Origin of the sequence: Micromonospora sp. NPDC005299 (assembly GCF_042872345.1) — a bacterium.
Lineage (GTDB): Bacteria > Actinomycetota > Actinomycetes > Mycobacteriales > Micromonosporaceae > Micromonospora.
Genome location: NZ_JBIAKG010000022.1, coordinates 20,317 through 44,412 on the forward strand (window position 1 = coordinate 20,317; position 24,096 = coordinate 44,412).

At 70.3% G+C, this 24,096-nt stretch carries 20 protein-coding genes; 10 read left to right on the forward strand and 10 right to left on the reverse strand.

Annotated features, from left to right (window positions below):
- Positions 1-9: 9 nt before the first annotated feature.
- Genes ACFYPD_RS32895 through ACFYPD_RS32920 form a run of 6 tightly spaced genes read left to right on the forward strand, consistent with a single transcriptional unit; the run spans position 10 to position 6,058 of the window.
- Positions 10-816: an IclR family transcriptional regulator gene (locus ACFYPD_RS32895; RefSeq protein ID WP_387122302.1), complete on the forward strand. Its 807-nt coding sequence runs from the start codon at positions 10-12 to the stop codon at positions 814-816.
- Complete coding sequence (locus tag ACFYPD_RS32900; protein ID WP_387122305.1) at positions 813-1,760, forward strand: carbohydrate ABC transporter permease; 948 nt, start codon at positions 813-815, stop codon at positions 1,758-1,760. The genes ACFYPD_RS32895 and ACFYPD_RS32900 overlap by 4 nt, the downstream gene beginning before the upstream one ends.
- Positions 1,757-2,602: a carbohydrate ABC transporter permease gene (locus tag ACFYPD_RS32905; protein WP_387122307.1), complete on the forward strand. Its 846-nt coding sequence runs from the start codon at positions 1,757-1,759 to the stop codon at positions 2,600-2,602. The genes ACFYPD_RS32900 and ACFYPD_RS32905 overlap by 4 nt, the downstream gene beginning before the upstream one ends.
- Positions 2,603-2,628: 26 nt before the next feature.
- Positions 2,629-3,912, forward strand: coding sequence for an extracellular solute-binding protein (locus ACFYPD_RS32910; RefSeq protein ID WP_387122310.1), 1,284 nt, complete (start codon positions 2,629-2,631; stop codon positions 3,910-3,912).
- Positions 3,909-4,874 carry a glycoside hydrolase family 88 protein gene (locus ACFYPD_RS32915; RefSeq protein ID WP_387122313.1) on the forward strand — a complete coding sequence of 322 codons (966 nt, stop codon included), beginning with the start codon at positions 3,909-3,911 and terminating at the stop codon, positions 4,872-4,874. Before ACFYPD_RS32910 ends, ACFYPD_RS32915 begins: the two co-directional genes overlap by 4 nt.
- Positions 4,871-6,058: a mandelate racemase/muconate lactonizing enzyme family protein gene (locus ACFYPD_RS32920; protein ID WP_387122316.1), complete on the forward strand. Its 1,188-nt coding sequence runs from the start codon at positions 4,871-4,873 to the stop codon at positions 6,056-6,058. Before ACFYPD_RS32915 ends, ACFYPD_RS32920 begins: the two co-directional genes overlap by 4 nt.
- Positions 6,059-6,145: 87 nt before the next feature.
- On the opposite strand, the gene ACFYPD_RS32925 is transcribed toward ACFYPD_RS32920, so the two are convergent.
- Positions 6,146-6,775 (reverse strand): bifunctional 4-hydroxy-2-oxoglutarate aldolase/2-dehydro-3-deoxy-phosphogluconate aldolase, encoded by a 630-nt coding sequence (locus ACFYPD_RS32925; protein WP_387122319.1) that lies wholly within the window; start codon positions 6,773-6,775, stop codon positions 6,146-6,148.
- The gene (locus ACFYPD_RS32930; RefSeq protein ID WP_387122322.1) at positions 6,772-7,593 is read right to left on the reverse strand and encodes an IclR family transcriptional regulator; all 822 of its coding nucleotides are present in this window, start codon (positions 7,591-7,593) and stop codon (positions 6,772-6,774) included. The genes ACFYPD_RS32925 and ACFYPD_RS32930 overlap by 4 nt, the downstream gene beginning before the upstream one ends.
- Before the next feature lie 86 nt (positions 7,594-7,679).
- Between ACFYPD_RS32930 and ACFYPD_RS32935 the strand changes: the two genes are divergently transcribed.
- Positions 7,680-8,660 carry a sugar kinase gene (locus tag ACFYPD_RS32935; protein ID WP_387122325.1) on the forward strand — a complete coding sequence of 327 codons (981 nt, stop codon included), beginning with the start codon at positions 7,680-7,682 and terminating at the stop codon, positions 8,658-8,660.
- A gap of 68 nt (positions 8,661-8,728) precedes the next feature.
- Here ACFYPD_RS32935 and ACFYPD_RS32940 read toward each other — a convergent pair whose 3' ends face one another.
- From ACFYPD_RS32940 to ACFYPD_RS32955, 4 genes are all read right to left on the reverse strand, one after another.
- Positions 8,729-11,572, reverse strand: a complete 2,844-nt coding sequence (locus ACFYPD_RS32940; RefSeq protein ID WP_387122328.1) for a hypothetical protein — start codon at positions 11,570-11,572, stop codon at positions 8,729-8,731.
- A gap of 72 nt (positions 11,573-11,644) precedes the next feature.
- Complete coding sequence (locus tag ACFYPD_RS32945; RefSeq protein ID WP_387122331.1) at positions 11,645-14,740, reverse strand: hypothetical protein; 3,096 nt, start codon at positions 14,738-14,740, stop codon at positions 11,645-11,647.
- Positions 14,741-14,856: 116 nt separating this feature from the next.
- Positions 14,857-17,973, reverse strand: a complete 3,117-nt coding sequence (locus ACFYPD_RS32950) for a hypothetical protein (protein ID WP_387122334.1) — start codon at positions 17,971-17,973, stop codon at positions 14,857-14,859.
- A 757-nt stretch (positions 17,974-18,730) separates the two neighbouring features.
- A complete protein-coding gene (locus ACFYPD_RS32955) occupies positions 18,731-18,898 on the reverse strand; it encodes a VOC family protein (protein ID WP_387122338.1) in 168 nt (55 codons plus the stop codon).
- Positions 18,899-19,164: 266 nt separating this feature from the next.
- Between ACFYPD_RS32955 and ACFYPD_RS32960 the strand changes: the two genes are divergently transcribed.
- Together ACFYPD_RS32960 and ACFYPD_RS32965 are read left to right on the forward strand one after the other, a co-directional pair.
- Complete coding sequence (locus tag ACFYPD_RS32960; protein ID WP_387122341.1) at positions 19,165-19,362, forward strand: hypothetical protein; 198 nt, start codon at positions 19,165-19,167, stop codon at positions 19,360-19,362.
- Between the two features lie 75 nt (positions 19,363-19,437).
- Positions 19,438-19,695 carry a hypothetical protein gene (locus ACFYPD_RS32965; protein ID WP_387122344.1) on the forward strand — a complete coding sequence of 86 codons (258 nt, stop codon included), beginning with the start codon at positions 19,438-19,440 and terminating at the stop codon, positions 19,693-19,695.
- A 184-nt stretch (positions 19,696-19,879) separates the two neighbouring features.
- Here the strand turns inward: ACFYPD_RS32965 and ACFYPD_RS32970 are convergent, their stop codons facing one another.
- The 4 genes from ACFYPD_RS32970 to ACFYPD_RS32985 form a co-directional block, all read right to left on the reverse strand.
- Positions 19,880-20,008: a hypothetical protein gene (locus ACFYPD_RS32970; protein ID WP_387122347.1), complete on the reverse strand. Its 129-nt coding sequence runs from the start codon at positions 20,006-20,008 to the stop codon at positions 19,880-19,882.
- A 42-nt stretch (positions 20,009-20,050) separates the two neighbouring features.
- Complete coding sequence (locus ACFYPD_RS32975; protein WP_387122350.1) at positions 20,051-20,596, reverse strand: transposase; 546 nt, start codon at positions 20,594-20,596, stop codon at positions 20,051-20,053.
- A gap of 96 nt (positions 20,597-20,692) precedes the next feature.
- Positions 20,693-21,301, reverse strand: a complete 609-nt coding sequence (locus ACFYPD_RS32980) for a transposase (RefSeq protein WP_387122353.1) — start codon at positions 21,299-21,301, stop codon at positions 20,693-20,695.
- Positions 21,302-21,571: 270 nt separating this feature from the next.
- The gene (locus ACFYPD_RS32985) at positions 21,572-21,763 is read right to left on the reverse strand and encodes a hypothetical protein (RefSeq protein ID WP_387122364.1); all 192 of its coding nucleotides are present in this window, start codon (positions 21,761-21,763) and stop codon (positions 21,572-21,574) included.
- 102 nt (positions 21,764-21,865) lie between these two features.
- On the opposite strand from ACFYPD_RS32985, the gene ACFYPD_RS32990 reads away from it, so the two are divergent.
- The coding region (locus tag ACFYPD_RS32990; RefSeq protein WP_387122356.1) for an NACHT domain-containing protein at positions 21,866-24,096 on the forward strand (2,231 nt) is incomplete at its 3' end.

Here is a 24,096-nt window from a genome sequence, read left to right on the forward strand (position 1 = left end):
AGATGCCGGATGGCGAGTGATCAGGGCACCAACCAGAGCGTCGAGAAGGCGGCCGCCGTGCTGAACGCCTTCCTCGCCGGCCAGCCCGCGCTGCGGGTCTCCGACGTCGCCCGTCACGCCGGCCTCGGCCAGTCGACCGCGTCCCGCCTGCTGGCCACACTGGAGGCCTGCGACCTCGTGCAGCGCGACCAGGTCAGCGGCCTCTACCAGCTCGGCCCCGCTCTCATCACGATGGCCGGCGTCGCCCTCAACAGCCACCCGGTGCACCGCGAGGCTCGCCAGCGGGCGCAGAATCTCGCCGCCGAGCTCGGCCTCGGTGCCAACGTGGCCATCCGCAGCGGCGCGACGCTGTTCTACCTGTGCAACTTCGAGGGTGCCCTCGCCCCGCGGTCGTTCGTCCTCATCGGCCAGCACAACCCGCTGCACGCCACGGGGATCGGGAAGTGCCTGCTCGTCGGCACCGACCCCGAACAGCGCCGGGCGCTCCTGCCCGAGCTGCGCGCGTACACCCCGTCCACCATCACCGACCACGCCGCCCTGGACGAGGCCGTCGCTCAAGCCGCCCAGCGCCGCTACGCCACTGAGGTCGAGGAGCTGTCGCTGGGCCGCGCCTGCATCGCGTCACCGATCCTCGACCACACCGGCACTGTCTGCGCAGCACTGTCGGTCTCTGGACCGCTCTCCGCGATCGCCCTGGACACCCGGGAGGCCGAGTTGTCCCGCATGGTCATTGAAGCCGCCGATGCCATCAGCACCGGCCTGGGTTACCTCGGCCCCGCCGACCGTGTCCTCACCCGGATGCAGGCCGTGCGATGAGCACCGAGACAGCCCGTCCCGGAACCACCGGTCGCGCGCCGGCGTCCCCGCCGGCCGGCGACCGGCCGCCGCGGCGGCTCGGCGACGGCGCGTTCGCCGCGCTGCTCATGCTTCCCGCCCTGGCGATGCTCGCCGCGATCGTCGTCTACCCGCTGGTCGCATCCCTGGTCACCGCGTTCTTCGAGCAGAGCCTGGTGGAACCCGGCCGCACGTTCGTCGGCCTGCAGAACATCACCGACCTGCTCGGCGGCGACTTCTGGCGGCTGCTGCGGCAGACCCTGGTCTTCACCGTCGGCGCCACCGTCGCACCGTTCCTCATCGGCCTGGCCCTCGCGCTCGCCCTGAACACCCGCATCCGGGGCCGCGCCACTCTCCGCGGCCTGCTGCTCATCCCGTGGCTGGTGCCCAGCGTTGTCGTGTCGTTCCTCTGGATGTGGATCTTCAACGCGAACTACGGCGTCGCCAACGGCGCGCTGGAGACGCTCGGCCTGATCGACGCCCCGCAGGCCTGGCTCGCCGGATCGGGCACCGCGATGACGGCGGTCATCGTCGCCAAGACCTGGGCCAGCTTCCCGTGGATCATGGTGATGCTCCTCGCCGGGCTGCAGACCGTACCCGTCGAGTTGCACGAGGCGGCCGAGACCGACGGCGCCGGCGCGGTGCAGCGGTTCTTCGCCGTCACCCTGCCACACCTGCGCGGCATCATCGGCATCGTCCTGCTGCTGGAACTGATCTGGAACTTCCAGCACTTCGACCTGATCTACGTGATGACCGGCGGCGGCCCCGCCGGCGCCACCGAAACCTTCGCCACCGCGGTCTACGAGACCGCCTTCCAGGGCTTCGACCTCGGCCGCGCCGGCGCGCTCGGCCTGCTCTGGATGGTGCTGCTGCTCGCCATGGTCGCGCTCTACATCCGCCGGTCCGAGCGGGAGGGAAAGCTGTGAGCAAGCGCTCCGCACGGGAGAGCCGCGGTTCCCGCGCCGCGGCTTGGACCGCCGTCGTCATCCTCGGCGGCTTCGGGCTGCTGCCGGTGTACTGGATGCTCGCCACCGCGTTCACCCCAGCCCAGCAGACCTTCCGCTACCCGCCGTCGTTCTTCCCCACCGAGCCCACCCTGGACAACTTCGCCCGCCTCGCCGACGAACCCGACCTGGCCCGCTACCTGGCCAACAGCCTGGTCGTCTCCATCGTCACCGCGGTGCTGAGCGTCATCGTCTCCGCGTACATGGGCTACGCCTTCTCCAAGTTCCGCTTCCGCGGCCGGCGCAGCCTCATGTACTTCGTGCTCTCCTCGCAGATGTTCCCCCAGGCGCTGCTGCTGGTCACCCTGTACGCCCTGTTCAGCGCCTACCACCTGCTCGACACCTACGCCGCGCTGGTGCTGTCGTTCACCACCTTCACGCTGCCGCTCTGCGTCTGGATGCTCAAGGGCTTCTTCGACACCATCCCCGACACCCTCGTCGAGGCCGCCCTCGTCGACGGCGCTTCGCGGCTGCGTACCATCCACTCGGTCATCCTGCCGCTGTCGGCGCCCGGCCTCATCGCCGCCGGACTGTTCGCGTTCGTCCGCGGCTGGAACGACTTCATCTTCGCCCTCACTCTGGCCGGACGCGAGAAGACGACGCTGCCACCCGGCCTGGTCAACGCGTTCCTCGGCGAGGCGACCGCGCAGTGGGCCGAACTCATGGCCGCCTCGCTGCTCGCGTCGCTGCCCGTCGTGGTCGCGTTCATCGCGCTGCAACGGTTCCTGGTCGGCGGCATCACCGCCGGCGCCATCAAGGGATAAACACACCCGTCCCGGAGGTACAGCAAATGAACAGCAACCTGTCCCGCAGGGACATGCTCCGCCTCGTCGGACTCGGCGCCGGCGCCCTCGGCCTCGGCGGCATGGCCTCCTGCGCACCGAGCGCGGAAGGCCCGAAGGAGGACACCGCCAAGTCCGCCACCAACTTCTCCTTCGCGTCCTGGAGCCTGGCCGACAACGCCTCGAAGGCCAAGATCGAACAACTGATGAGCGGGTACGGCAGCAAGGCGAAAGTCACCGTCAACGGCGTGCCACTGGCGTACAACACCTACCTCAACCAGCTCACGCTCCAGGTGCGCGGCGGCCAGTTCACCGGCGCCGCGCAGATGGACATCGCCTGGCTCGCCGGCCTCGCCGCGCTCGGCAAGCTCCGCGACCTCGGCAACGTGACCAAGGACGCCGGCTACACGCAGGCCGCCCTCACCTCGGGGCAGGTCGAGGGCACGCAGATCGGCCTGCCCTGGACCACCGCCGCCATCGGCCTGATCGCCAACCGGGACCTGATGCAGAAAGCCGGCATCACCACCGCCCCGGCCACCATCGCCGACTTCGAGGCCGCGCTGCGGGCGCTCAAGGGCACTGGCGTCATCCCGTACGCCGCGTCCACCAAGGTCGCCCAGCTCAAAGACATCCTCATCTGGATGCAGACCTTCGGCAGCCCGCTGCTGGAGGGCGGCAAAGTCACCGTCGGCGACGACGCCAGCATCGAGGCGGTCACCTGGTACAAGAAGCTGTACGACGAGAAGCTGATCGCCCCGGACGTGGAACGGGTCGACGCGCGCACCCTGTTCGCTCAGGGCAAGACCGCCATGTACGACGACGCCATCGTCGGCCGCGACTTCGTCGTCAAGGGCTCCCCGGACAAGTCCATCGCGGACAAGCTCGACCCGATCGCCCGACCGGTGAAGAACGCCGGCGACAAGCCGCGGGCCGTGCAGTGGGGCCACGCCGTCGTCGTGGTCGAGGGCGAGGGCGCCAACACCGCCACCGACTTCGCGAAGTGGCTCACGTCCGACGAGCAGACCGTCCTCGGCTACTTCAAGGACCTCTCGCTGCCGCCCACCACCACGACGGCACTCGCCTCCGAGCAGGTGAAGAGCGACGCCTTCACCTCCCGGTTCAGCGAGCGGATCACCGCCACCGCCACCCCGAACCCGTTCTGGAAGTACCCCCAGTACGCCCAGATGGAGACCGCCATTTCCGAGCAGGTCCAGGCCGTCTTGGTCGGCAAGAGCAAGCCGGCGGACGCGATGCGCGAGGCCGGCCGGGCGGTGCAGGCCCTCATCAAGTGAGCACCCCGTACGGCACCCGGCTGGTGGCGGCGATCGCGGAGGCGACCGCCGCCACCACGCCGCGGATCTGGGGCTTCGGCGTCGGCGGTACGCTCACCGCCCTGCTCCGTGCCGGCGACGCGCTGCACCGCCCCGACCTCACCCGGCGGGTGGTCGACCTCGTCACGCCGTCGCTGACCGCACCGCCGGACCCCACCGACCACCTCATCGCGGTCGACGCGCTGCTCGCCCTCACCGACCGCCGACCCGACATCGACGTGACGGACGCCTGCCGCCGCTGGCTCACCGCCGTCCGGCACGCCCGACCGGCCCGTCCGGGCGGGCCCCGCCTGCACCGCCCGGACCTGCCACCCTGGTCGTCGACGGTCTGGGTCGACTGCATGCACACCGACGGACCCGGCCTGGCCGCGCTGGGCCACCCCGACGAGGCCGTCACCTACGCCACCGAGTACGCCGGCGCGCTGCAACTGCCCCACGGCCTGTTCCAGCACGGCTACGACGCCCAGGCCGAACGGGGCAACGACGTCGCCTGGGGGCGCGGGCAGGCGTGGGCGCTGCTCGGCCTCACCGACACCCTGATCCACGCCCCCGACGACGGGCTCGCCGAGCGGCTCACCCGCCTCGTCGACGCGCTGGCCGCGCACGAGCGCGACGGCGAGTGGCCCACCGTGGTCGACGACCCGGACGCCCCGGTCGAGGCGAGCACCTCCGCGTACCTAGCCTGGGTCGTGCCGCACGCGATCGACGCCGGGCTGGTCGACCCCGCCCACCGGGCGATGGCCGACCGCGCCTGGCATGCCACCCTCCGCCGGCTCACCAGCGGGGCACTCGCCGTGTCCGACGCGACGCCCGTCGGCGCCGCCCGCGACTACCACTACCGCGCCCTCGGCGTCTTCCCCTGGGGCCAGGCCCCGCTCCTGCACGCCGCCCTGGACCGCACCACCGCTGAGGAGAACGAATGAAGGTCGTCGACGTCCGCAGCTACGCGGTACGCGCCAAGCCGGCCGAGACGTACTGGGGCGCCCGCGCGTGGAGCGCCGACCACGGCAGCGCCTTGGTGGATTACCCGCCGATGGAACGCCGCCGCTACGTCTACAGCGACACCATCGACGCCGTGCTGGTGCGGGTCGAGACCGCCGACGGGATTGTCGGCTGGGGCGAGGCCAAGGCACCCGTCGGGGCCCGCGCCACCGCCGCGATCCTCGATGACCTGATCGCACCGCTCGCCGTCGGCTCCCGCCTCGACGAGATCGGCCGCACCTGGGACCGCGTCTACACCGGCATGCGGGTCCGCGGCCACGACAGCGGCTTCTGGCTGGAAGCCCTCGCCGGCCTCGACATCGCCCTGTGGGACGCGTTCGCCCGCACCCTCGGCCAGCCCCTGCACACCCTGCTCGGCGGCCGCTACCGCAGCACCCTGCGGCTGTACGCCTCCGGCGTACCCGCCGCACCCGCCGGCTCCGGCGTCGAGGGCCAGCGCAGGGTGCGCCAGGAAGCCGAACGACTGCGCGACCTGGGGTACGACGCGGTCAAGGTGGCGATCGGCGCCCGTCCCGAGGACGACATCGCGTCCGTGCAGACCGTCCGCGAGGTGTTCGGCGACCAGGCGGGCGTCTACGCCGACGCCGCCGGCCAGTACGAGGTGCCGCAGGCGTTGCGGGTCGGCCGCGCCCTCCAGGAGGCCGGTGTCGGGTTCTTCGAGATGCCGCTGCCGCCGGAGGACCTCGACGGGTACGTCGCCCTCGCCGCTCGCCTGGACATCCCCCTTGCCCTGGACTCCCTGGCCACGAGGCACCGGGCGCTGGAGTTCCTCCGCGCCGGCGCACTGCGCGTACTCCAGCCCGACGTGTGCCGGGCAGGCGGCATCACCGAGACGATGCGCATCGCCGCGCTCGCCGACTCGTTCGGCGCGCAGGCCACCCCCCACGTCAGCATCGGCTCGGCCGTGCACTGGTACGCCAGCGTGCAGTGCGCCGCCGCGATGCCGAACTTCGCGGTGCTCGAACACTGGATCGGCACCAACCCGCTCACCGCCGTCGCCCCGGACGCGGTCACGCCGGTCGGTGGGAGATGCGACGTGCCGGGCGGCGCCGGCCTCGGCATCACCGTCGATGAGAGGGTCGTAAGGGCCTTGGCGCGCGCCTGACGAGGAGCCGTTGTCCACGCGGTCCCGTTGATAGCCGACAGGGAGACGGCATCCGGCCGGCGGCAGCACCGGCCGCCGGCCGGGATCTCACCTGGGCCAGGGTGCCGCTGCGGCGGCGTCCAGGAAGGCACGGGCGCGGCGCCGCAGCGCCGGCCAGTCCCCGGCGGCCACGTCGCTCGGGTTAACCAGTGCGCTGCCGGCGCCGACAGCGACCGCGCCGGCCGCGGCCCACTCCCCCACCGACCCGGGCGTGACTCCGCCGGTCGGCGCCAGCCGCACGTCGGGCAGTGGGGCACGCAGTTCCCGCAGGTACGCCGGGCCGACGTGGCTGGCGGGGAAGAGCTTGACCAGGGTGGCTCCCGACGACCAGGCGACGTCGACCTCCGTCGGTGTGAACGCGCCGCAGACCACGGGCAGGTCCGCGGCCGCCGCCTCGGTGAGAACCTCGACGCGGGTGGTGGGGGTGACGAGGAACTGGGCCCCGGCGTCACGGGCGGCGCTCACGTCGCCGGGGGTACGGACGCTGCCGGCGCCGACGGCGCAGGTGCCGGCCAGGGCGTTCCGCAGTTCGGCGATGGCTTCCAGCGCCGTGGGCGTGGTCAGGGTGACCTCGATGCTGTCCAGGCCCGCCTCGGCGAGTTCGCGGCCGGCGCGGACGACGACCTCGGGGCCGGGGAGCCGGATGATGGCGATGACGCGGCCGAGCTGGATGGTCATGACATGACGCCGGGGGCGACGGCCTGTTGGGGTACGACGTGGGCAGGCCCGACGTACCCGAGGTTGATGCTGACGGAGTCGGCCGCCTCGATCACCGACCGGACGAGTTCGATTTCGCGGACGGGCAGGTCGATGGCGGAGAGCGCGCCGGACACCGACAGGGCGGCCACCACGGCGCCCGAGCCGTCGCGGATAGCGGCGGCGACGCAGGCACGGCCGAGGGCGAGTTCCTCGATCTCGGTGGCATAGCCCCGGGCGAAGGTGCGGGCGAGTTCCTCGTCGAGCTGTTCGTGGCTGGTGATGGTGTGGTGGGTGTAGGCACGCAGGGTCGCATCGGGGAGCAGGGCGCGCCGCTCGTCCCCGTTCAGTCCGGTCAGGAGTGCCTTGCCGAGCCCGGTGGCGTGGAGTGGGTTGTACTGTCCGGCGAGGACGAACGGGCGGGGTGCCTGCCGGCCTTCGAAGTTGAGCAGGTAGAAGAGCCGGTCGCCGCGGCGTACCGCGACGTTGACGCCGAGACCGAGTTCCGCGGCGAGGTCCTGGGCGGTCTGCCGGGCCTCGCGGTGGACGGGGTGGCTGTTGAGCACCGCGCCGCCGAACGAGACCATGTCGAGTCCGAGTCGGTACAGGCCGCTGACGGGGTCGCGGTCGGCGAAGCCCATCCCTTCGAGGGTGGCGAGGAGCCGAGAGGCGGTGGAGAGGCCGAGTCCGGTGGCTCGGGCGACGTCGGAGACGCGGAGTTCGGTGCGGCCGGCCGCGAGGGCGCGAAGCACCGTCAGGGCCCGTTCGACGCTCTGGTTACTGCCCGGTTCGGCCGCCATGTTGCCCCTTCCTGGAAGCTACTTGCGATATGTGGCATCTTATTCTGCACTGTGCACGAGTTTGACCATGCTGCAGGGTGGTACGGGTGACGCGAGACGAGCATGATGAGCTGGCCCTGGAGGTCGTCGGGCTCGGCGAGGCAATGGCGTTGTTCCAGCCGCCGCCCGGCCAGCTGCTCGCCGAAACGGCAAGCGTCGAGGTGCACATCGCGGGCGCCGAGCTGAATCTGTGCGCGGCCGCCGCGCAGCTCGGCGTGCGTGCCGGGTTCTGCAGCCGAGTGGGCGGGGATCCGCTCGGCGTCCGGGTCCTGGCGGCGGCGCGGGCGGCCGGCGTGGACACCTCGCTGGTGACGGTCGATGTCGCCTACCCGACCGGCCTCTTCCTCAAGGACGTGCTGCCGGACGGGCAGCGTCGGGTCCACTACTACCGGGCGGGGTCGGCGGCCGCGCACCTGGACGCGTCCGACGCGGCCCGGTTGCTCGCCGCACGGCCGCGGCTGGTCGCCCTCTCCGGCATCACGGTCGCGCTGGGCGCCGGCCCACGGGCGGCGGTGGACGCCGTGCTGCGGGCGGCTCGGGCGGCCAGCATCACCGTGGCGTTGGATCCGAACCTGCGTCCCGCGCTCGGCGACGTCGACCGGCAGGCCGCGGACGTGCGGGCGCGGCTGGCGTACGTGGATGTGCTGCTGCTCGGCACCGACGAGGCCGGTCCAGTCCTCGGCGTACGCGATCCGGACGACCCGGAGGAGGTGTTCGCCGCCGCGGCCGACGCGGGGGTGCGGGAGACGGTGCTGAAGGCCGGCGCGGACGGTTGCTACCACGCCGGGGCCGACGGCACGGCGGTGCACCTGCCGAGCGCGGCGACGACGGTGGTGGACCCGGTAGGCGCGGGCGACGCGTTCGCCGGCGGCTACCTGGTCGGCCGGCTGCGGGGCGCCTCACCGGCGGGCGCCGCCGGCCTGGGAAGTGCGCTCGCCGCCGGCGTGGTCGCCGCCCCCGGCGACACCACCGGCCTCCCCGACCGCGCGACCGCGACCGCGCTGCTGGCGCGGGCCGTCGGCGGCTGACGGGCGACCCCACGGCGGCACGGATCGGTACGGTGCCGGGCGGCCCAGCCGCCCGGCACCGTACCGGGTCAGGCGTCCGGGCCGTCCTGGTCGATCAGGTCGGTCCCGCCGCCGCCGACGACCACATCCCGGTCGGCGCCGCCGTGGAGCCGATCGTCGCCGGGGCCGCCGACGACGACGTCCGTGCCGGGCCCGCCGAACAGGGTGCCGCCGCCGGGTCCGCCGACCAGCCGGTCCGCGCCCGCACCGCCGCAGATCACGTCATCGCCGCCGAGGCCGACGATCACGTCGTCGCCGCCCCGGCCGACGATCACGTCGGCCCCGGCCGTGCCCACGAGTCGGTCCGGGCCGTCGGCGCCGACGATGGTGGGCTCCCGGCCGGCGCACAGCGGCGCAGCGACGCTCACGGTGGCCTGACGGGCGAAGTAGCCCAGCCCGTAGGAGACGGTCACCGTGTCGCCGAGCGTCGCGCCGAGCGCGGCCAGGTCCAGCTCCGCTGAGTACGTGGTGGCGTTCGGCCCGTCCTGCACGGCGGTCAGCCGCTGCGATGCGCGGTCGCCGACCCGGACCTGAAGGTCGGCCCGGTCGAGTGCTGCCGCGTCGAGGTTCAGCGGCGCGGTCAGGCGTACGCTCACGCGGCCGCCCTCCGGTACCCGGTGCACCGGCGTGCCGGCAGCGTCGACCACCCGTACAGCAGTGGTGTCGACGGCCCGCCAGGCCAACGTCTCATTCCAGGCGGTGTTGAAGGTGACCCAACCCTCGGAGTGGCCGATGTTGCCGCCGCCCGGGTTGTACGGGTAGTGGGCGTTCTTGGGGCTACCGTCGAGCACCCCGCGGGCGCCCTGGAGGCGACCCGCCCCGCCCTGGAACTCCGAGTACCAGCCGCGTTCCACGCCTTCGAAGCCCCACTGCTCCGTCGGCCCACGGTACGAGGCGTGCCGTCCGGTCGGGTTACGGCCGAAGATGTTGTCCACCTGGGCCACCGCGACCTGCCGCAGCCGCGCGGCGAGCGGATCGTCGCCGAGCACCCGCGCGGCGGCCAGCGCCGGGGCGGCGAAGCCGGCCACATTGCCTGTCTCGTTGGGATCGCTGGCGGACCCACCGCCGGTGAAGGGCGGAATGGTCCACCGGTCCGCGGAGTACCTGCGGAAGTCCCACAGGTTCTCCGAGCGATCCGCCGCCACCTCGGCCCACCGGTGGATGAAGTCCCGGGTGCCGGGCGGCGCCTGGTCGGGGTAGGTCAGCAGCAGCCGGGCAAGGCCGGTGACCAGGTGATACTCGCCCTGGCGCTGTCCCTTGGTGACGCTCGGGTCGGCGACGTCGAGATTGCCGACCAGCCAGGTGGCCTGGGCCTTCGCCGCGGTCAGGTACCGGTCCGCGTCAGCGCGACCCTCCCGCTTGGCGACCTCGTACATCATCACGTTCGGCCACACCGAGTGGCCGGGCGGCAGCTCCCCCTTGCCGGAACCCACCTGGGTGTACACCTGCAGCAGGTCGGCGGTGTGGGGAGTGGTGTCATACCAGGCGAAGCGGTCCTTCGCCGCATCGTCCCAGATCGGGAAGAGGTAGTCGCGCGCCCGCTCGTAGACGCTGCGGGGAATGTAGTCCGCCAGGTACGGATAGGCGTAGAGGAAGGAGGCAAGCTGCTCCTTGAGCAGCGTGTGGTTCACCCGCCCGCCCAGGTACACCTCGACGGCCCAGTGGATCAGCCGGACGATCTCCGGGGTGTCCGCCGACAGCTGCACCGGCAGCCCCACGTACCGTGCCTGCGGGTCCTTGATCTGCGTGAACGCCGAAGGGTTGGCCAGGTACATGTCGATCAGCGACGGCAGCTCGAAGGACATCTGGTGTGAGTCGCGCCAGCCGACGCCGAGGTAGCAGTTCTGCGGATCGGTGCCGCCGTAGACCATCCTGCTGAAGTCGCCGTAGTAGCAGCGCACGTCGGTCATGAACTGCACCGCCCGGCGGTAGGAGACGCGCTCGATCCAGTCGGCGCCGATTCCGAACGGGACGGACCGGCCGGTCCCGGCCGCGCCCCGCACCTCCACCGTGTACGGTCCGAGCTCGGCCGGGTCGAAGTCGGTGAAGTCGCCGATCTGGCCGCGGACGGTGCCATCGTGGCGGACGGTGCCGGCGGCGTCGGTGATCCGGAACTGGTCGCCGTCGGCGGCGCGGGGTGCGGTGAACCGCTTGGCCTGGCCGAGGTTGTAGCCGCTCTGGTTGACCAGGATCGGCTGATCGGCATCGGGCTCGCCAGGTTCGCTCCAGGAACAGCCCGACGCGGTGGTGGGGTGGTCGGCGGGAACGGTGGTCAGCGCGGTGACCGCGACGGCGGCGAACGACGCCTGGGCGTGATAGACGCCGAGGCCAATGGTGCCACCGGACGCGGGTGCGTCCACCACGGCGACCCGTTGGGCGTCGATCTCCACGACGGAGATGTTGTTGGCCCGGCGGATGACCAGCTCGTGCCACTCGCCCTGACGCAGCGGGGCGGGGCCGCGGCACACGGTCTGCGTCACCGGACGGGAGACCTGGACTCCGGACCAGCCGGTCAGCTGCGCCGCGAGATTGTTCTGGGTGACGGCGTACGGTTCCCGGAGGTCGGTGAGCACGGAGACTGCGGGTGAGTCACTGGCCGCATCGACGCGGACCCTGGTGCGCAGCTCGTACGCGTCGGGCAGGCCCACCGGCGTCACCGGGGCGATGTACCGGCCCGACGACTGGGTACGGGTGTCGATCGAGGCGTAGGGGAACTCGGCGGTGGTCGCCGTCCACTCCGCGAGCGACCCGGTCAGCGCCCGCCACCGGCTGAGCCCGGCGGTGAAGTCGTCGGTGAACATCGGTGCCGCTGCCGCTGTCGGGGACGGGGCGGCGACCGCGGCGGACGTCGCCGTCAGGCCAACGGTCGCCATCAGGATCGACGCCAGTGCAGCACCGGCCCACGCTCGTGCAGGTGTCGTCAACAGGATCTCCTTGTCAGCGTGTCAGGTGACCTTCACGGTGAAGTGCGCCAACCGGCGCCCGTTCGTCGCCTTCACGACGACGACGTAGGCTCCCGCGATGCCGGCCTGCGTCTTCAGGACGGTGTGGACCCGGTTCTGGTCGTCCGTCTCGAACTCCAGTTGCCGTTCGGCGCCGTCCGGTGCCGCCTGCACCACCTCGGTGACGACGCGGCCGGCGGGGGACCCGGTCTGATCGACCAGTTCGAATTGCACGGGCAGCGCCCGGCCGGTGACAACCGGTCCGGCCGGCCGGACGTTCACGACCTTGAGGCCCCACTCCGGAGAATCAGCGTCTGAGACCACGTAGTCCATCCCCGCCTTTACGGAGAACTCGATCGCACCGGTGACCGGGTTCCTGCTGAAGGCGATGTCGGCGCCCGACGAGTCCCGGACGACGATGTCCTCCGCCGACCACGAGGTGTTCTTCGCGGTGATCCGGCTTCGGGTGTGTCCGTCGCTGCTGCTGTAGGTGAGGGTGGCGCCGGGTGCGGCGACGGGGTAGACGCTGGCCCGCAGGTCTCCGGCGGCGACGGTGTCGCCCGGATCTCGCGCTCCGGGGTCGTGGACGAGGATGCCGGTACCGCCGACGAAGGCGGGAATCTTGCCAAACGGCTGCTGGTAGGCGGTGAGGGTGGTGGGGCCGGAAAACCGCTGCCCGGTCTCGATGTCCATCCATTCGCCGGCCGGAAGGTAGACGTCACGGGACATCGCCGTGTCGGTGTCGCCGCCGTACAGCGGTGCGACCAGCAGTGACGGGCCGAGCATCCACTCGTACTGTTTCCTGGCCGCGGACGCCAGGTCGCGGACTCGGGGGTCGTCGGGGAACGCCACGGGAAGCGGCGTCGCCGTCGAGGGGAATCCCGTCTCGTACGCGGTGATGGCCGCCGAGTAGATGTAGGGCTGATACTCGGCGTGCCACTGTGCGGCCTTCCGGGTCGCCGCCACCAGAACGGGGTCGTTCATCCGCCACGGCTCGTTGCCGAAGGACATCGCCGGCGACATGGCGGCCATCATGGCGTTCCGGGTCAGGTACCGCTGCTTCGAGGTGTTGGTCTCCAGGTCGCCGATGATCCGACCGCCGACGATGTCCGGATAGAAGTTGGGTTGACCGCTGGCCGCGTAGGCGAGCCCGTTGACGACCGTGCGGTCGCGGTCCCCCGGCCCTTGGTTGTAGTCGGTGTCGTTGATCCGCAGGATGGAGCCCGCCACCGAGAAGGCGCTGTTGCGCACCATCATGAGCTTGCCGTCGTCGTCGAGGCCCTCGTTGATCGGGTTCACCAGCGCGTTGTTGACGTATCGGTTCGCGGTGCCGTCGAACATGTGGTCTTCCTTGTACCCGTCCGCTCCCCACTCCCGGCTGCGGGCCACGAACCACCGGACAGCGTCCTCGTTGTCCGGATCGATCAGGTACATCGCGGTGTTGGGAAACGACACCGGCCGGAACACCCGCGGCTTGCCGTTGGGGTCCTTGATGAAGTAGCCCCGTTCGATGCCCACGGCGGTGCCGTCGCCGTCCATAGCGGGGTCGTACGTGCCGCCGTCGGCCGGCAGCGCGCGAAAGGACTGCCGGGCTCCGAGCAGCAGCTTGATCCCGTTGTCGTGCAGGAACCTCTTGTAGCCGTCGGAATCCGGGTACTTCCCGCCCCAGAGGCCGAAGCTCGAGGTCGTGCCCTGGGCGCTCCCCGAACCGTACGGCCAGAACCCCGAGCCGGTCACCACCCAGCTGAGGGGGAAGCCCTTGTCCAGGTACGTCGTCACCGAGTCGGTGATGGTCTGCTGGTTGGTGTTGTAGCCGAGCGCCCCGTAGGACTCGTAGCCGACGCCGAAGAGCGTGTAGTCCGGCTTCGCGTCGACATAGCCCGCGCCCCGCCGGACCTCGGCGTAGCGCCGGTAGATCGTCTGCATGTCCCCGAAGAAGTAGTGCAGCCCGGACATCTGCGGGCCGTTGACACCGAGCAGGGTGGCGGCACTGTCGACCTGCACGGCCAGGCTCTCGTCCGAGAGCACGACCTGGGCGAGCTTCCGGCCGGGGAAGACGGTGAACGTCGAGACGAAGCGCTGGTCCGTCGTGCCCGCGCTGTTCTGGGCGTAGTAGTCGAGGTTGCGGATGCCGTAGACGTTCAGGTCGGTCCGGAATCCGCCCAGGTCACCGAGCCCGTACGCGGGGTTCATGCCGCCGGCCACCTGCGCCCGCACGCTGCCGGTGCTCGCGTCGGCGGCGGTGACCCGCAGGTTCACGGAATTGTCTGCCGGCACCACCGTGACGTCTGCCCGGCGGCCGTTGGAGAAGGTCACGGAGAACCGCGCGCTCGACGCATCCGCCGTCGTGAGCGTCGCCGCGACGGCGTCGCACGGCGCACGATTCGGGACGGCCAGCTGCAACCCGGCTGTCGGGTGCGGCGCCGCGGCCGGCGCGCCGTCGACCACGAGTCCGTAGCGAAAGCCTCGACGGTCGATCGACATGGTCCAGCCGTCGCCGGCCAGCGAGACCATGGTGCCGTATTGCGACAGCCGGTAGGAGGGGAAGGACTGCTCCGGCGCATCGACGATCGGTGCCGCAGCGTCGTCTGTACCGCAGTCGGCAACCGGTTCCTCGTCGCCGGCCACCTCGAGCAACCGCACGGCGTTGGCCCGGGTGATGACGTTGAGGTTGGGGGTCGTCACCGCCGGACCCGCGGTAGCGGTGACGGTCAGGGTGAGGGTCTGCCCCTCGTCTAGGTAGGTGGAGCCGATCTGGCGCCAGGCGTTGCCGCCGACGGCCTGGTTAACCACAGTCGGGGTGTCCGGTCCTCCGGTCCAGTCGTACTCCGCCTTGGCGTTGTCGACGCTCGCGGTGTAGTAGACGGCAAGGTCGTACTTGGCGGAGGCGGGTGCCACGACGGTCCAGGTGGCCGTGGAACCGGGGGTCCGGCTGTACCGCGAGGGAGAGCCGTCGTAGCCGGGGTCCCGGGCGTTCGCCCAGGTGCCGGTCTCGGAGTAGGCGCCGGGAGTCGAGGGGGTGATGACGACTGCCTCGGCGGCCGCTGCCGGCGACGACGGAACGACGACTGCGAACGGCACCAGGAGCGCCGTGATCATCGTGAGAAGGACACGAAGTGGTGGACGGGCGAACATCTGCTTACTCCATCCTCAGGCGATGGGCTACCGCCGGGCGCGCCGCATCGCCCGTTGATCGAACGGCCGCGGCAAGAAGGTCATCCGGTCGGCGTGAAGCGGACCGCATCGGCGCGGGTGGTGCCCGAGCCGGACGTCAGGGTGACCGGCGTGATTCCCTCGCCCAGCTGATGCGTGCCGATTGGATGCCATCCGCCGCCGGTGGCGCACTGGTCGACGAGGACGCTTGTGCCGGCGACGGTGTACGTCGTGCCGGTACTGCAGCTGGTGTGCTTCGGGGACCAGACGTCGACCTGGTAGGTCCCCGCAGGCAGGTCGGCCCGCCAGGTCACGGTCAGGCCGGCGGTCGAGGTGTAGCGGGTGCCGGAGCCGTCGAAACCCTTCAAGCTGCTTGACAGCCAGCGTCCCTCCTCGCTGTAGGCGGGATTGCCGGCATCGCAGGTTGGCGGGGTGCCTTCGTTCGTCACGACGACCGCCGCGGCGCCGCCACCACCGGTCGTCGGTGCGATCACGTGGGGCGCGGACGGCGGTCCGCTGCCCGCGCTGTTCGTTGCCGTCACCCGGTACGTGCCCGCGACACCGTCGCTGCCCATTACCAGGCTCGTTCCGGTCGAGGAGCCGATGATCCGTTCCGGGGCGACGATGCACGCCTGCTTCAGCGACGCCGTCACGACGTAGGCCCGGGCGTTGTCGGTGGCGTCCCAGGTCAGTGTCGTGATGCCGTCGACCGTGCGGTGCCCGAGTCCGGTGACCTGCCCGGGAGCGGTGGTGTCCAGCCCGACGGTGTGCTCAGCGGTCCCACCGCCGACAAGGCGGTAGGTGTGGCCCACGGTCACCGGGAACCGCAACGCGCCGGTGACCCGGTCGACCCGGTACGCGACCGCCTCCCCGCTCGTGCGGTCGACGACGGCGAGGGAGTCGGTGTCCCAGCCGGTGTTGGCATTCTCGATGGTGATCGCGTCAGCCCCACGCCCGGCCGTGTAGCGGGATCCGGTCGACACCGGGTAGACCTCGGCCGTCAGCGCTCCAGCCTGCGTGGTCAACAGAACGCCCTTGCCGCCGGCGAACCCTGGGATCTGGTCGGTGCCGATCGCGTAGTTCCGCAGCGTCGTCGGCCCGTGGAACACCGCGCCGCTCTGGACGTCGATCCACTTTCCGGCCGGCAGATACACGTCCCGGGCCTGCGCTGTTTCGAAGTCAGCGCCGAACACCGGCACGGCTAGCAGGGACTCGCCGAACATCCACTCGTACTGGCGGATGGTGTCGTTCGCCAGCCCGTAGGTGTTCGGATCGTCGGGATAAGCCAGTGGCAGCGGGGTCACGGCGGTGGGAAATCCGCTCTCGTACCCGTCCAGCACCGCGTCGTAGATGTACGGGCGCAGCGCCTCGTGCCAGAGCGCCATCTTCTTCACTGCTGCCGCGTAGTCGCTGCGGCCGAGTCCCCACGGGCCCTTGCCGAACGCCATCACCGGCAACATGGCGCTGAACTGTGCGTTGCGGACGAAGTACTGCTGGTACGCCGGGTCCTGCATCGACGGCCCGGGCGTGCCACCCACGTAGTCGCCGTACAGGTTGCCGGCACCGGATGCGGCGTAGTTGAGGAGGTTGACAGGCATCCTGTCCGGGTCCTCGTGGTAGACCTCGCCGGTGCCATAGATGGTGTCGTTGATCCGGATGATGTCGCCCGGCACGGAGTACCCGGCGTTCCGCACCATCACCAGGTCACCGGCATCGTGCATCGCGGTCTGCACCGGGTTCCAGTTGCCGTCGAGGTGGAGGTTCGGGTCGTAGAGCATCGTGTCCTCCTTCCACCCGTCCACACCCCAGGCGCGCAGCCGGTCGACGAACCAGCGCACCGCCTCCGGGTTGGATCCATCCAGCACGTAGCTGGCGCCGGCCGGGAACTGCGCCCGCGTCACGACGCGGGGTGTGCCGTCGCCGTCGCGTAGCAGGAAGCCGCGCTCCAGCGCCTCCTGCAGGAACGGCCCGTCGTACCGCAGGTTGTAGTTTCCGCCGTCGGCTGGCAGGGCCTTGAAGTTGTTTCGCGCCCCCAGCAGCAGCTTGATGTCGTTTTCGGCGAAGAGCCGCTTCACCGCGTCGGGATCCGGGTATCGCGGGTTCGGCAGTCCGTCCGCGCGCCCGTCCTCGGCGGTGTTGTCCCACATGCCAAAGCTGTTCGTGGTGCCCTCGACCTTGTTCCCGCGGGGGCCGGGCCAGAAGCCGGATCCGACCACGCCCCAACTGAGCGGATAGCCGTGCGCGAGGAAGTTCTGCACCGTCTCGACGACCGACGACTGGTAGGTGTCCCAACCGAGTGCGCCGTATGCCTCCCAGCCGAGTCCGAAGAACGACTCGTCTGGTCGGGAGTCCAGGTACCCGTGCCGGTTGCGGACCTGCTTGTAGTCGGCGTACACCTGCGGCAGATCACGGCCGACGAAGTAGTAGAGGCTGTCGACGGAGTCCACGTCGGCGGCGCCGAGCCGGTTCTCTGTCCCGGTGAGGCCGACTCGCTTCCGCCCGTCCTCGAACCACACCTGAGCGAACCGCTGCTTCGGGAACACGGTGAAGTTGCTGACGAAGCGCTTGCAACTGCCCTCGTTCGTCAGGTTGTCCAGCACCAGCCCCGTCAACTCGGTGTTCGGCCTGGCCTCGACGTTTCCACTGCACGGCGTCCCCTGCTCGGGTTGGCCGTCGGCGAACGACCCGTAGTCCCCGAGCCCGTACGCCGGGGCGACCGCACCGGTACGGAAGTCGATCGTGTTGCTGGACCCGGGCAGGTTCGGCACCAGGATGCGCGCGTAGCTGTCGGATGGAAGTACATGCACTTTGACCTGAGAACCGTCCGTCATCGTCACGTCCAGCACCGCCGTGCCGGACGTCGGACCGGAGACGAGCCGAGTGTCCTCGGCGTCGCTGACGTCCTGCCCGCCGGCGTACCTGATCCGCAGACCCGAGTCCGGATGGGCAGGTGCAATCGTGGCGCCGGAGGCACTGTCGAACGAGTACCGGAAGCCGTCTTTGATGATCCGCATCCGGTAGGTCTCACCGGTGATCACGATGCTGTCACCCTCGTCCACCACTCGCCGGTGCGGCGGGTCGCCGCCGGTCCGGCCGGCAGCGGGGACCGCCCCGACCAGGCCCGATGCGACGGTGACCGCGGCGACGAGGAGAACCGACAGTGCGGGGCGTTTCAGCATGGTGGCTCCTAGCTGAGAGCGTCGCGATGCGGCCGGGGGTTCAACGCCAGACGTGGCGCGAAGTGGGCTGTCGTAGGCGACGACGGTGGGCCGTGCCGTCGCATGGGGACGAAACTTTCGGTGCAAGGAACCGGCAGCATCCAATCTGGAACTCGCTTGCTTGCTACGGGAAGATATCCCGCATGCTGCATGCGGTCAACCACGCAGTGAGAGTCGTGTGACGTTGAGCGCGTCGAGACGTAGCTCGTGGAGCTACGGCCATCCGCTGACGCACGGGACTGCAGATCAGAACCCCGGCCGTACAGGTCGACTCGTCCGTCGCTCACCGGGGGTGAGCCGCCGGGGTCGGCCGATGAAGTCACCGAACAGAAGGCCCTGGTCGGAAGATTGCCGGTGGGATCCGGTGTAGCCCGTCCCAAGACGACGGCCGGCACCAGCCCGACGGAGCAGCCCCCGATGAGCAGCCCGCTGGTCTGCGCCTTGCGAGGGACACTGCCAAGCGCTCTGTCCTGCCGGCGATGCCGGCTACGGCTACTGCGCCTCCCACTCTCACTTCTTCTGAGGATCCTGACATCTCTGAGACCTCACACAGGGATGTGTCAACCGGCGGCTCCGTCGAGGGCATCGCGCCAACCGTGGGGCGTTGCCCCGCGGTTGGCGCGGCGGTGGCTGTCTCGGGGCTTTGCGCCGTGTGAATTGCTTGTCCCGCCGGGTGGTCGCTCCCCCGCGGATCGGCCAGCCGATTACCGGGTTGCGTTCACGGGTCGCCGGTCGGGCCTCGGCGTAGGTCGCCGGTGATGATCCAGAGATGGCCGAACGGATCCCGGATGCGACCCGAGCGCTTGCCGTAGGGCTGGTTTTCGATGGGCACGATCACTTCAACGCCGTGGGCGATCATGCGGTCGCCGACTCCGTCCGGGTCCATCGACCTCAACCTCGAGAAGGACTGCGGACCCACCGAGATCACCCGGTGAGAGCCACATGACGAGACGGCGGGCGAAATCAGGAAAGACCAATGACCGATACGGTGATCGACGACGGTGGGTCCCCGGCCGCAGGCCACCGACACCGGGTCCCCGCTGCGGGAACATCACGCTGCGGGGACCCTCTCCTTCTCGAGCCCGGTCCAAGGCGGCGGAGGTGATCGGACGAGTTCGGGCCCGGCCCTCACCAATCACCTACGGTCGGAGGGTGGAGGTGCTGCTGCGCAGCGGGCCGGGTGACGGCCAGGTGGTCTCCGGCGGCGGCAAGAACGTCGTGTGGCAGGCCTGCTTGTACGAGATCACGCCGGAGTTCGCCCACCGGGGCGGGCGTGATCTTCGGGTGTACCGGCACCGCCCAGACTGCTGCGAGCCCTACGGCCGGGGCGCCGAGGACTGCTGCGAGTGATCCTTCGCTACGGGCGCGCGAGACACGCTCGCCATCCGAGCCGCCTACCGAATCGAACGTATGTACGATCACGGGGTGCAGGAGGTGGTACGGCGGTGGTGGAACGGGATCTGGGGGCGCCTGACCCGGCGCGACGTGTGGCTGGTCCGCGAAACGCGCTGGACGGTGATCGCCCGCGCCGGCGACACCGAGACGGGCAAGGTCCTGCGCTGGGAGTTCGCCACGGAGCCGGATGCCGCGCAGATGGTTGATCGTCTGCTGCGCGCCGACAGCGCTGGTCAGTGGCGGGCGCAAGACGGTGGCACTCCCCCGCGGGCGGCCAGCGCGGACTGAGGCCCGGCGAGTCGCGGAATGACGATGATGGGACGGTGAGCCGATAAGAGCGGGTGTCGTCCGACTCATTCGGCCTGCTGCCGCTCGTCCCGGTTCGGTTCGCCTGGCGCGGTTGCTGGTGCTCTGCTGCTGTACTGCCGGCATCAGATGAGACGCTGAATGCGGACCTTCGGGCGATCGTTTCTCAGGTGCCCTCGTTGTGCTGGCGGACCTGCCCGTCCCAGACCTCCTGGTCGTAGTCGGGTCCCGGTGCGATCCACCGGTGCGAGCCGTCGCTGATATGAAACTGGGCTTGAGGTGCTCGCGGCAGCATCGGACCGGAGCTGCGATGCTGATCCTGTTCGGCGGCCGGGTGTTACGCCGCAGGGCGAAGGTCGACGGTGTAGCCCAGAGACTCGATCTTCTGCTTCAGTTTGGCGGCAAGGGCTTCGGGATCTTCTTCGCGGCGGGTGTAGTAGTCGGCGCCGAGTTCTTGGTAGGCGCCCCCGTGGGCGAGCAGGTGCCAGACAATGGTCAGGATCGTGTGGGCGACCGCGACCGCGGCCTTGGGTCCGGATTTGGTGCCCATGCGTCGCTCGAGGCGGCGTAGACGGGAGCCGAGTCGGCTATGGGTGCGCTCGGTGGCCCAGGCGGCTTCGACGAGGATGGTGCACAGGTGGGCGTTGCCGTGCCGGGTCCGGCCGCTCTTGCGTTTGCCGGCGGATTCGTGGTTGCCGGGGCACAGCCCCGCCCAGGACGCCAGGTGTGCTGGGGTCGGGAAGCGCGACATGTCGGTGCCGATCTCGCCGATGATGGCCCGGGCTGCGAACTCGCCGATCCCGGGGATGGTCGCCAGCCGCTGGCAAGCGTCGGCGAACGGGGTGGTGACCTGCTCGATGCGTTCGTCGAGCTTGCCGATCATCACGTTGAGGTGGTCGATCTGTTCCAGGTGCAGGTCACACAGTGCCCCGTGGTGGGCGGTGAATCGTCCGGCTAGGGCGAGGGTCAGATCCGGGATCTAGCGTCGCAGCGCCCGTTGAGCCAGGTCCGCCAAGACCGCGGGGTCACGTTCCCCGTCGATCAACGCCCGGATCATTGCTCTGGCTGACACCCCGAGCACGTCGGACGCCACGGAGTCGAGCTTGATCCCGGCATCTTCCAGGACCTTGCACAGCCGCTGGTTCTCCCGAGTGCGTTCCTCAACGAGGGTGCGTCGGTAGCGACATAGCTCCCGGATCATCGCGACCTCGGCTGAGGGGATAAAGCTGCCGCGCAGCAGCCCCACCTCACACAACTGTGCTAGCCACACGGCGTCACCAACGTCTGTCTTGCGGCCAGGGACGTTCTTGACGTGCTGGGCGTTGCACAACAAGACCTGCAAGACGTCCGGCTCGGCCAGGGCATGGAACACCGGCTTCCAATAGATGCCGGTGGACTCCATGGCCACGTGCGTAACGCCTTCGCTGATCAGCCAGGCAACCATCTCCCGCAATGCCGAGTAGAACGTGGCGTAGCGACGCACCTGCTGACGACGCTTGCCCGGCTGCTTCCCCGGAGCACGGACCGCGACGGTGATCTGCCTTTTGTGGACATCAATCCCTGCAACCCGCTCGTAGACGATCTCCACGGCGTCCTCCCGGTAGCGCACGCGTCAACCACACCAGCGCGTCACCCGCAGAGTCCGCGATCAATTAAGAAATTGATATCCGTGCTCAAGGCAACAACCCGGGATACCTACCGGGGCGGACTCCAGCGTCACTCTGTAGTCCGGGCACGAAGCGCCAACGACGTCCGACGTCGGCGGGTGACTCACCCACCAGTTTCACCCACCCGGGACGCCTCCACCAGGAGGCATGAACTCTGTAGTGGAACTTCTCGTCCCCGGGCCGCAGGATGCTCACCGCACCCAGCCGAGAAAGCGGCGGTGCAGGAGGCCGGCCAGTACCCAGTGCAGGTCCTCCGCGGCCCCCGCCAGTTGCGCACCCACATAGAGCGCGAGCGACACTGGGGCTCCGGCAAACTCCGCGCGCAACTCCTGCCGTCGGGTGTCGCACGGCCACGGCCCGAAGCGCGCCGACTGGCGCGGGATTTACCGAACCCGGCGCTAGCCCCGGGAACGAGCACTAGCGTGGGCCTGGACGGGGCTCACTTCCTCTGGCCGGTACCAGCCATGTGGATCATGGGGGTGTCCATGCGCGGGCCGAAACGTGGTCCGGTCTGGGCGGCCCAATTGTGGATACGCCAGCGCCGGCGCAGGTGGCGTACCCGGCGGGAACGGCAGGCCGAGCGGAACAGCCGCCGGCGGACGGACGAGCGGCCCGACCACCGGATGAGCTGGCGGCACCACCGCGGGCTGCGGTGGGGGATCATCGCCACCGCCGGGGCTCTTGTGGTGTGGACCGTCTTCTCCCTGGTCCTGACGGTCCTCAACATCGAGCCCGGTTTCCTGCGGGTGTCGAAGTGGTGTGCGGGGGACCAGCCGAGGTCGTACTACTGCGGGCAGGTGGAGGGCTTCGTCAAGGGGCCGCTCATCCTGGCGCTGGGCCTCGCGGTATTCCTGTTCTGGCGTTACGTCCCGGTCCGTCGCTGGTACGGCCGCAACGCCCTGCGCAGTCTTCGGATGGTGGTTCCCACCGCCGAACGCGACAGCAGAGCGAGCTACGTCGTGGGCCGGGACGAACTGTGCGAGCTGATGGTCCAGCGGCTCCGCGACGAGCACCGTCGGCGGCCGCTGCTGCTGGTGGGCGGCATCGGCACTGGCAAGACCGCGACCCTGGTGCGTCTCGCGGAGATGCTGATGGCCAGCAACGTCGTGCCGGTCGGGATCGACCTGCGCACCGTCACGGACCCGGCGAAGCTGAACTTCCACCAGCTCGCCCTCGAACAGTTTCAAAAGACGATCGACAGCCAGTTGCACGCCGCCGGCGAGGCCGACAAGGTGTGGCGGCGGCTGTGGTTGGAGAACCGGATCGTGGTGCTGGCCGACGGCCTGGAGGAGGTGCTCGCCGAATCCGGCCAGCCCGCCGACCGGGACAGCGTGCTCCGCGAGGCGGTGCGGGGCGCGGTCCGCGAGCGGCTCCCCCTGGTGGTCGCCTCACGGCCGGACGATCCTCTGCGCGGGTTGGATGCGCTGCTGCTGCAACTGGAGCCGCTCTCCACCGGTGCCGCGTTGGAGTACGTGCAGGCCCGCAGCCACCGCTCGGACGCTGGCCAGCAGTGGGACCGGATCACCGAGCTGGTCAAGGCCGCCGACGTCGCCGACTCACCGTTCTACCTGCAGGTCATCAGTCAGCTCCACGAGGTGGACCGCCTGGACCGGGTCGGGCCGACGGACCAGGGAAGATCCGCGCTGCGCTGGTGGCTGCTGGAGGGGTGGCGGGCAGCCACCGTCGCCGGGGACCTGTACGAGGACTACGGCATGCCACAGAACGAACGGACAGACGCGATCGAGGTGCTTTCCGCGCTCGCCTGCATCGGGTTGCGCGACAACCGGCTGTCGGTGCGTACCACCGAACTCATGAGCGCCGACGGAGCGAAGGACGCTGGCCGGCAGTGGATTGTGGCCGAGCTCCGGGCCCGGCTGCACAAGCTCAGTGCCGACAACCCGCAGGACCTCGGGCTCGCCGAGACCACCGGGGAGGAGCTGAACATCGTGGTGAAGCGGCAGGACGGGGTGCGTTTCCAGAACGGGGTGGTCCAGGCGTACCTCGGCTCGCGGTACCTCGCCGCGGCCCTGCGCGACGACGACTTCCTGAAGCACGCCTTCACCGAGAACCACGGCCCAGGACGGGAGCTGCTCGCCGCCCTCACCCTCTACACCAGCAGCGCGGGCGCGTTCGAACGGCTGGACGGGCGGCGGACGCCACCGGTGCCGCACGGAACCCTGCTCCGGCTCCGCAACGCCATCCGTCAAACTGTGGGACCGTCCCCGAGCGCCCGCGATACGAGGACCACCCGGGACCGGTCCATCGCTCTCGTCCACCGGCTCTGCGCCGCGGCGACCGGGACACGCAACCGCACCCGAGCCCTGGAGCTGTTCTCGGCCACGCTGGAAATGGACGCCGCCAGCGGGCACACGGCGCACCGGAAACTGGCCGACGCGATCCTCGGCGCCTGGCCGAACTACCAGGGGGACGGCTCGGTTACCGACCGCCCGCTCGAGGACGCCAAGATCGCCCTGGTGCACCGGTACGGCGACGCCGCGCGGCAACTACGGGACCGGCCCCCGGAGCCCACCGGATTCCGGGGACAGCCGCCCACACCGCAGTACCGGCAGCTGTTCCAGATGATGGCGCACGAGACGTCGTACCTGCCCCGGCTGACCGCGGCCCGCCAGATCGCCAGCGGCGGCAACGCAGCAGTCCGCGCATTGCGCGACCTGCTCGACCAGCCACCGGAGGCGGCCGACACCCAGGGCCGGGA

Excerpts from the sequence above, each read along its gene's own strand:
- ACFYPD_RS32930 (WP_387122322.1), bottom strand. The coding sequence starts at position 7,593 with ATGGCGGCCGAACCGGGCAGTAACCAGAGCGTCGAACGGGCCCTGACG.
- ACFYPD_RS32920 (WP_387122316.1), top strand. The coding sequence starts at position 4,871 with ATGAAGGTCGTCGACGTCCGCAGCTACGCGGTACGCGCCAAGCCGGCC.
- ACFYPD_RS32970 (WP_387122347.1), bottom strand. The coding sequence starts at position 20,008 with ATGCTGCCGCGAGCACCTCAAGCCCAGTTTCATATCAGCGACGGCTCG.
- ACFYPD_RS32945 (WP_387122331.1), bottom strand. The coding sequence starts at position 14,740 with ATGATCACGGCGCTCCTGGTGCCGTTCGCAGTCGTCGTTCCGTCGTCG.
- ACFYPD_RS32975 (WP_387122350.1), bottom strand. The coding sequence starts at position 20,596 with ATGATCGGCAAGCTCGACGAACGCATCGAGCAGGTCACCACCCCGTTC.
- ACFYPD_RS32925 (WP_387122319.1), bottom strand. The coding sequence starts at position 6,775 with ATGACCATCCAGCTCGGCCGCGTCATCGCCATCATCCGGCTCCCCGGC.
- ACFYPD_RS32900 (WP_387122305.1), top strand. The coding sequence starts at position 813 with ATGAGCACCGAGACAGCCCGTCCCGGAACCACCGGTCGCGCGCCGGCG.
- ACFYPD_RS32950 (WP_387122334.1), bottom strand. The coding sequence starts at position 17,973 with ATGCTGAAACGCCCCGCACTGTCGGTTCTCCTCGTCGCCGCGGTCACC.
- ACFYPD_RS32955 (WP_387122338.1), bottom strand. The coding sequence starts at position 18,898 with ATGGACCCGGACGGAGTCGGCGACCGCATGATCGCCCACGGCGTTGAA.
- ACFYPD_RS32940 (WP_387122328.1), bottom strand. The coding sequence starts at position 11,572 with ATGGCGACCGTTGGCCTGACGGCGACGTCCGCCGCGGTCGCCGCCCCG.
- ACFYPD_RS32910 (WP_387122310.1), top strand. The coding sequence starts at position 2,629 with ATGAACAGCAACCTGTCCCGCAGGGACATGCTCCGCCTCGTCGGACTC.
- ACFYPD_RS32895 (WP_387122302.1), top strand. The coding sequence starts at position 10 with ATGGCGAGTGATCAGGGCACCAACCAGAGCGTCGAGAAGGCGGCCGCC.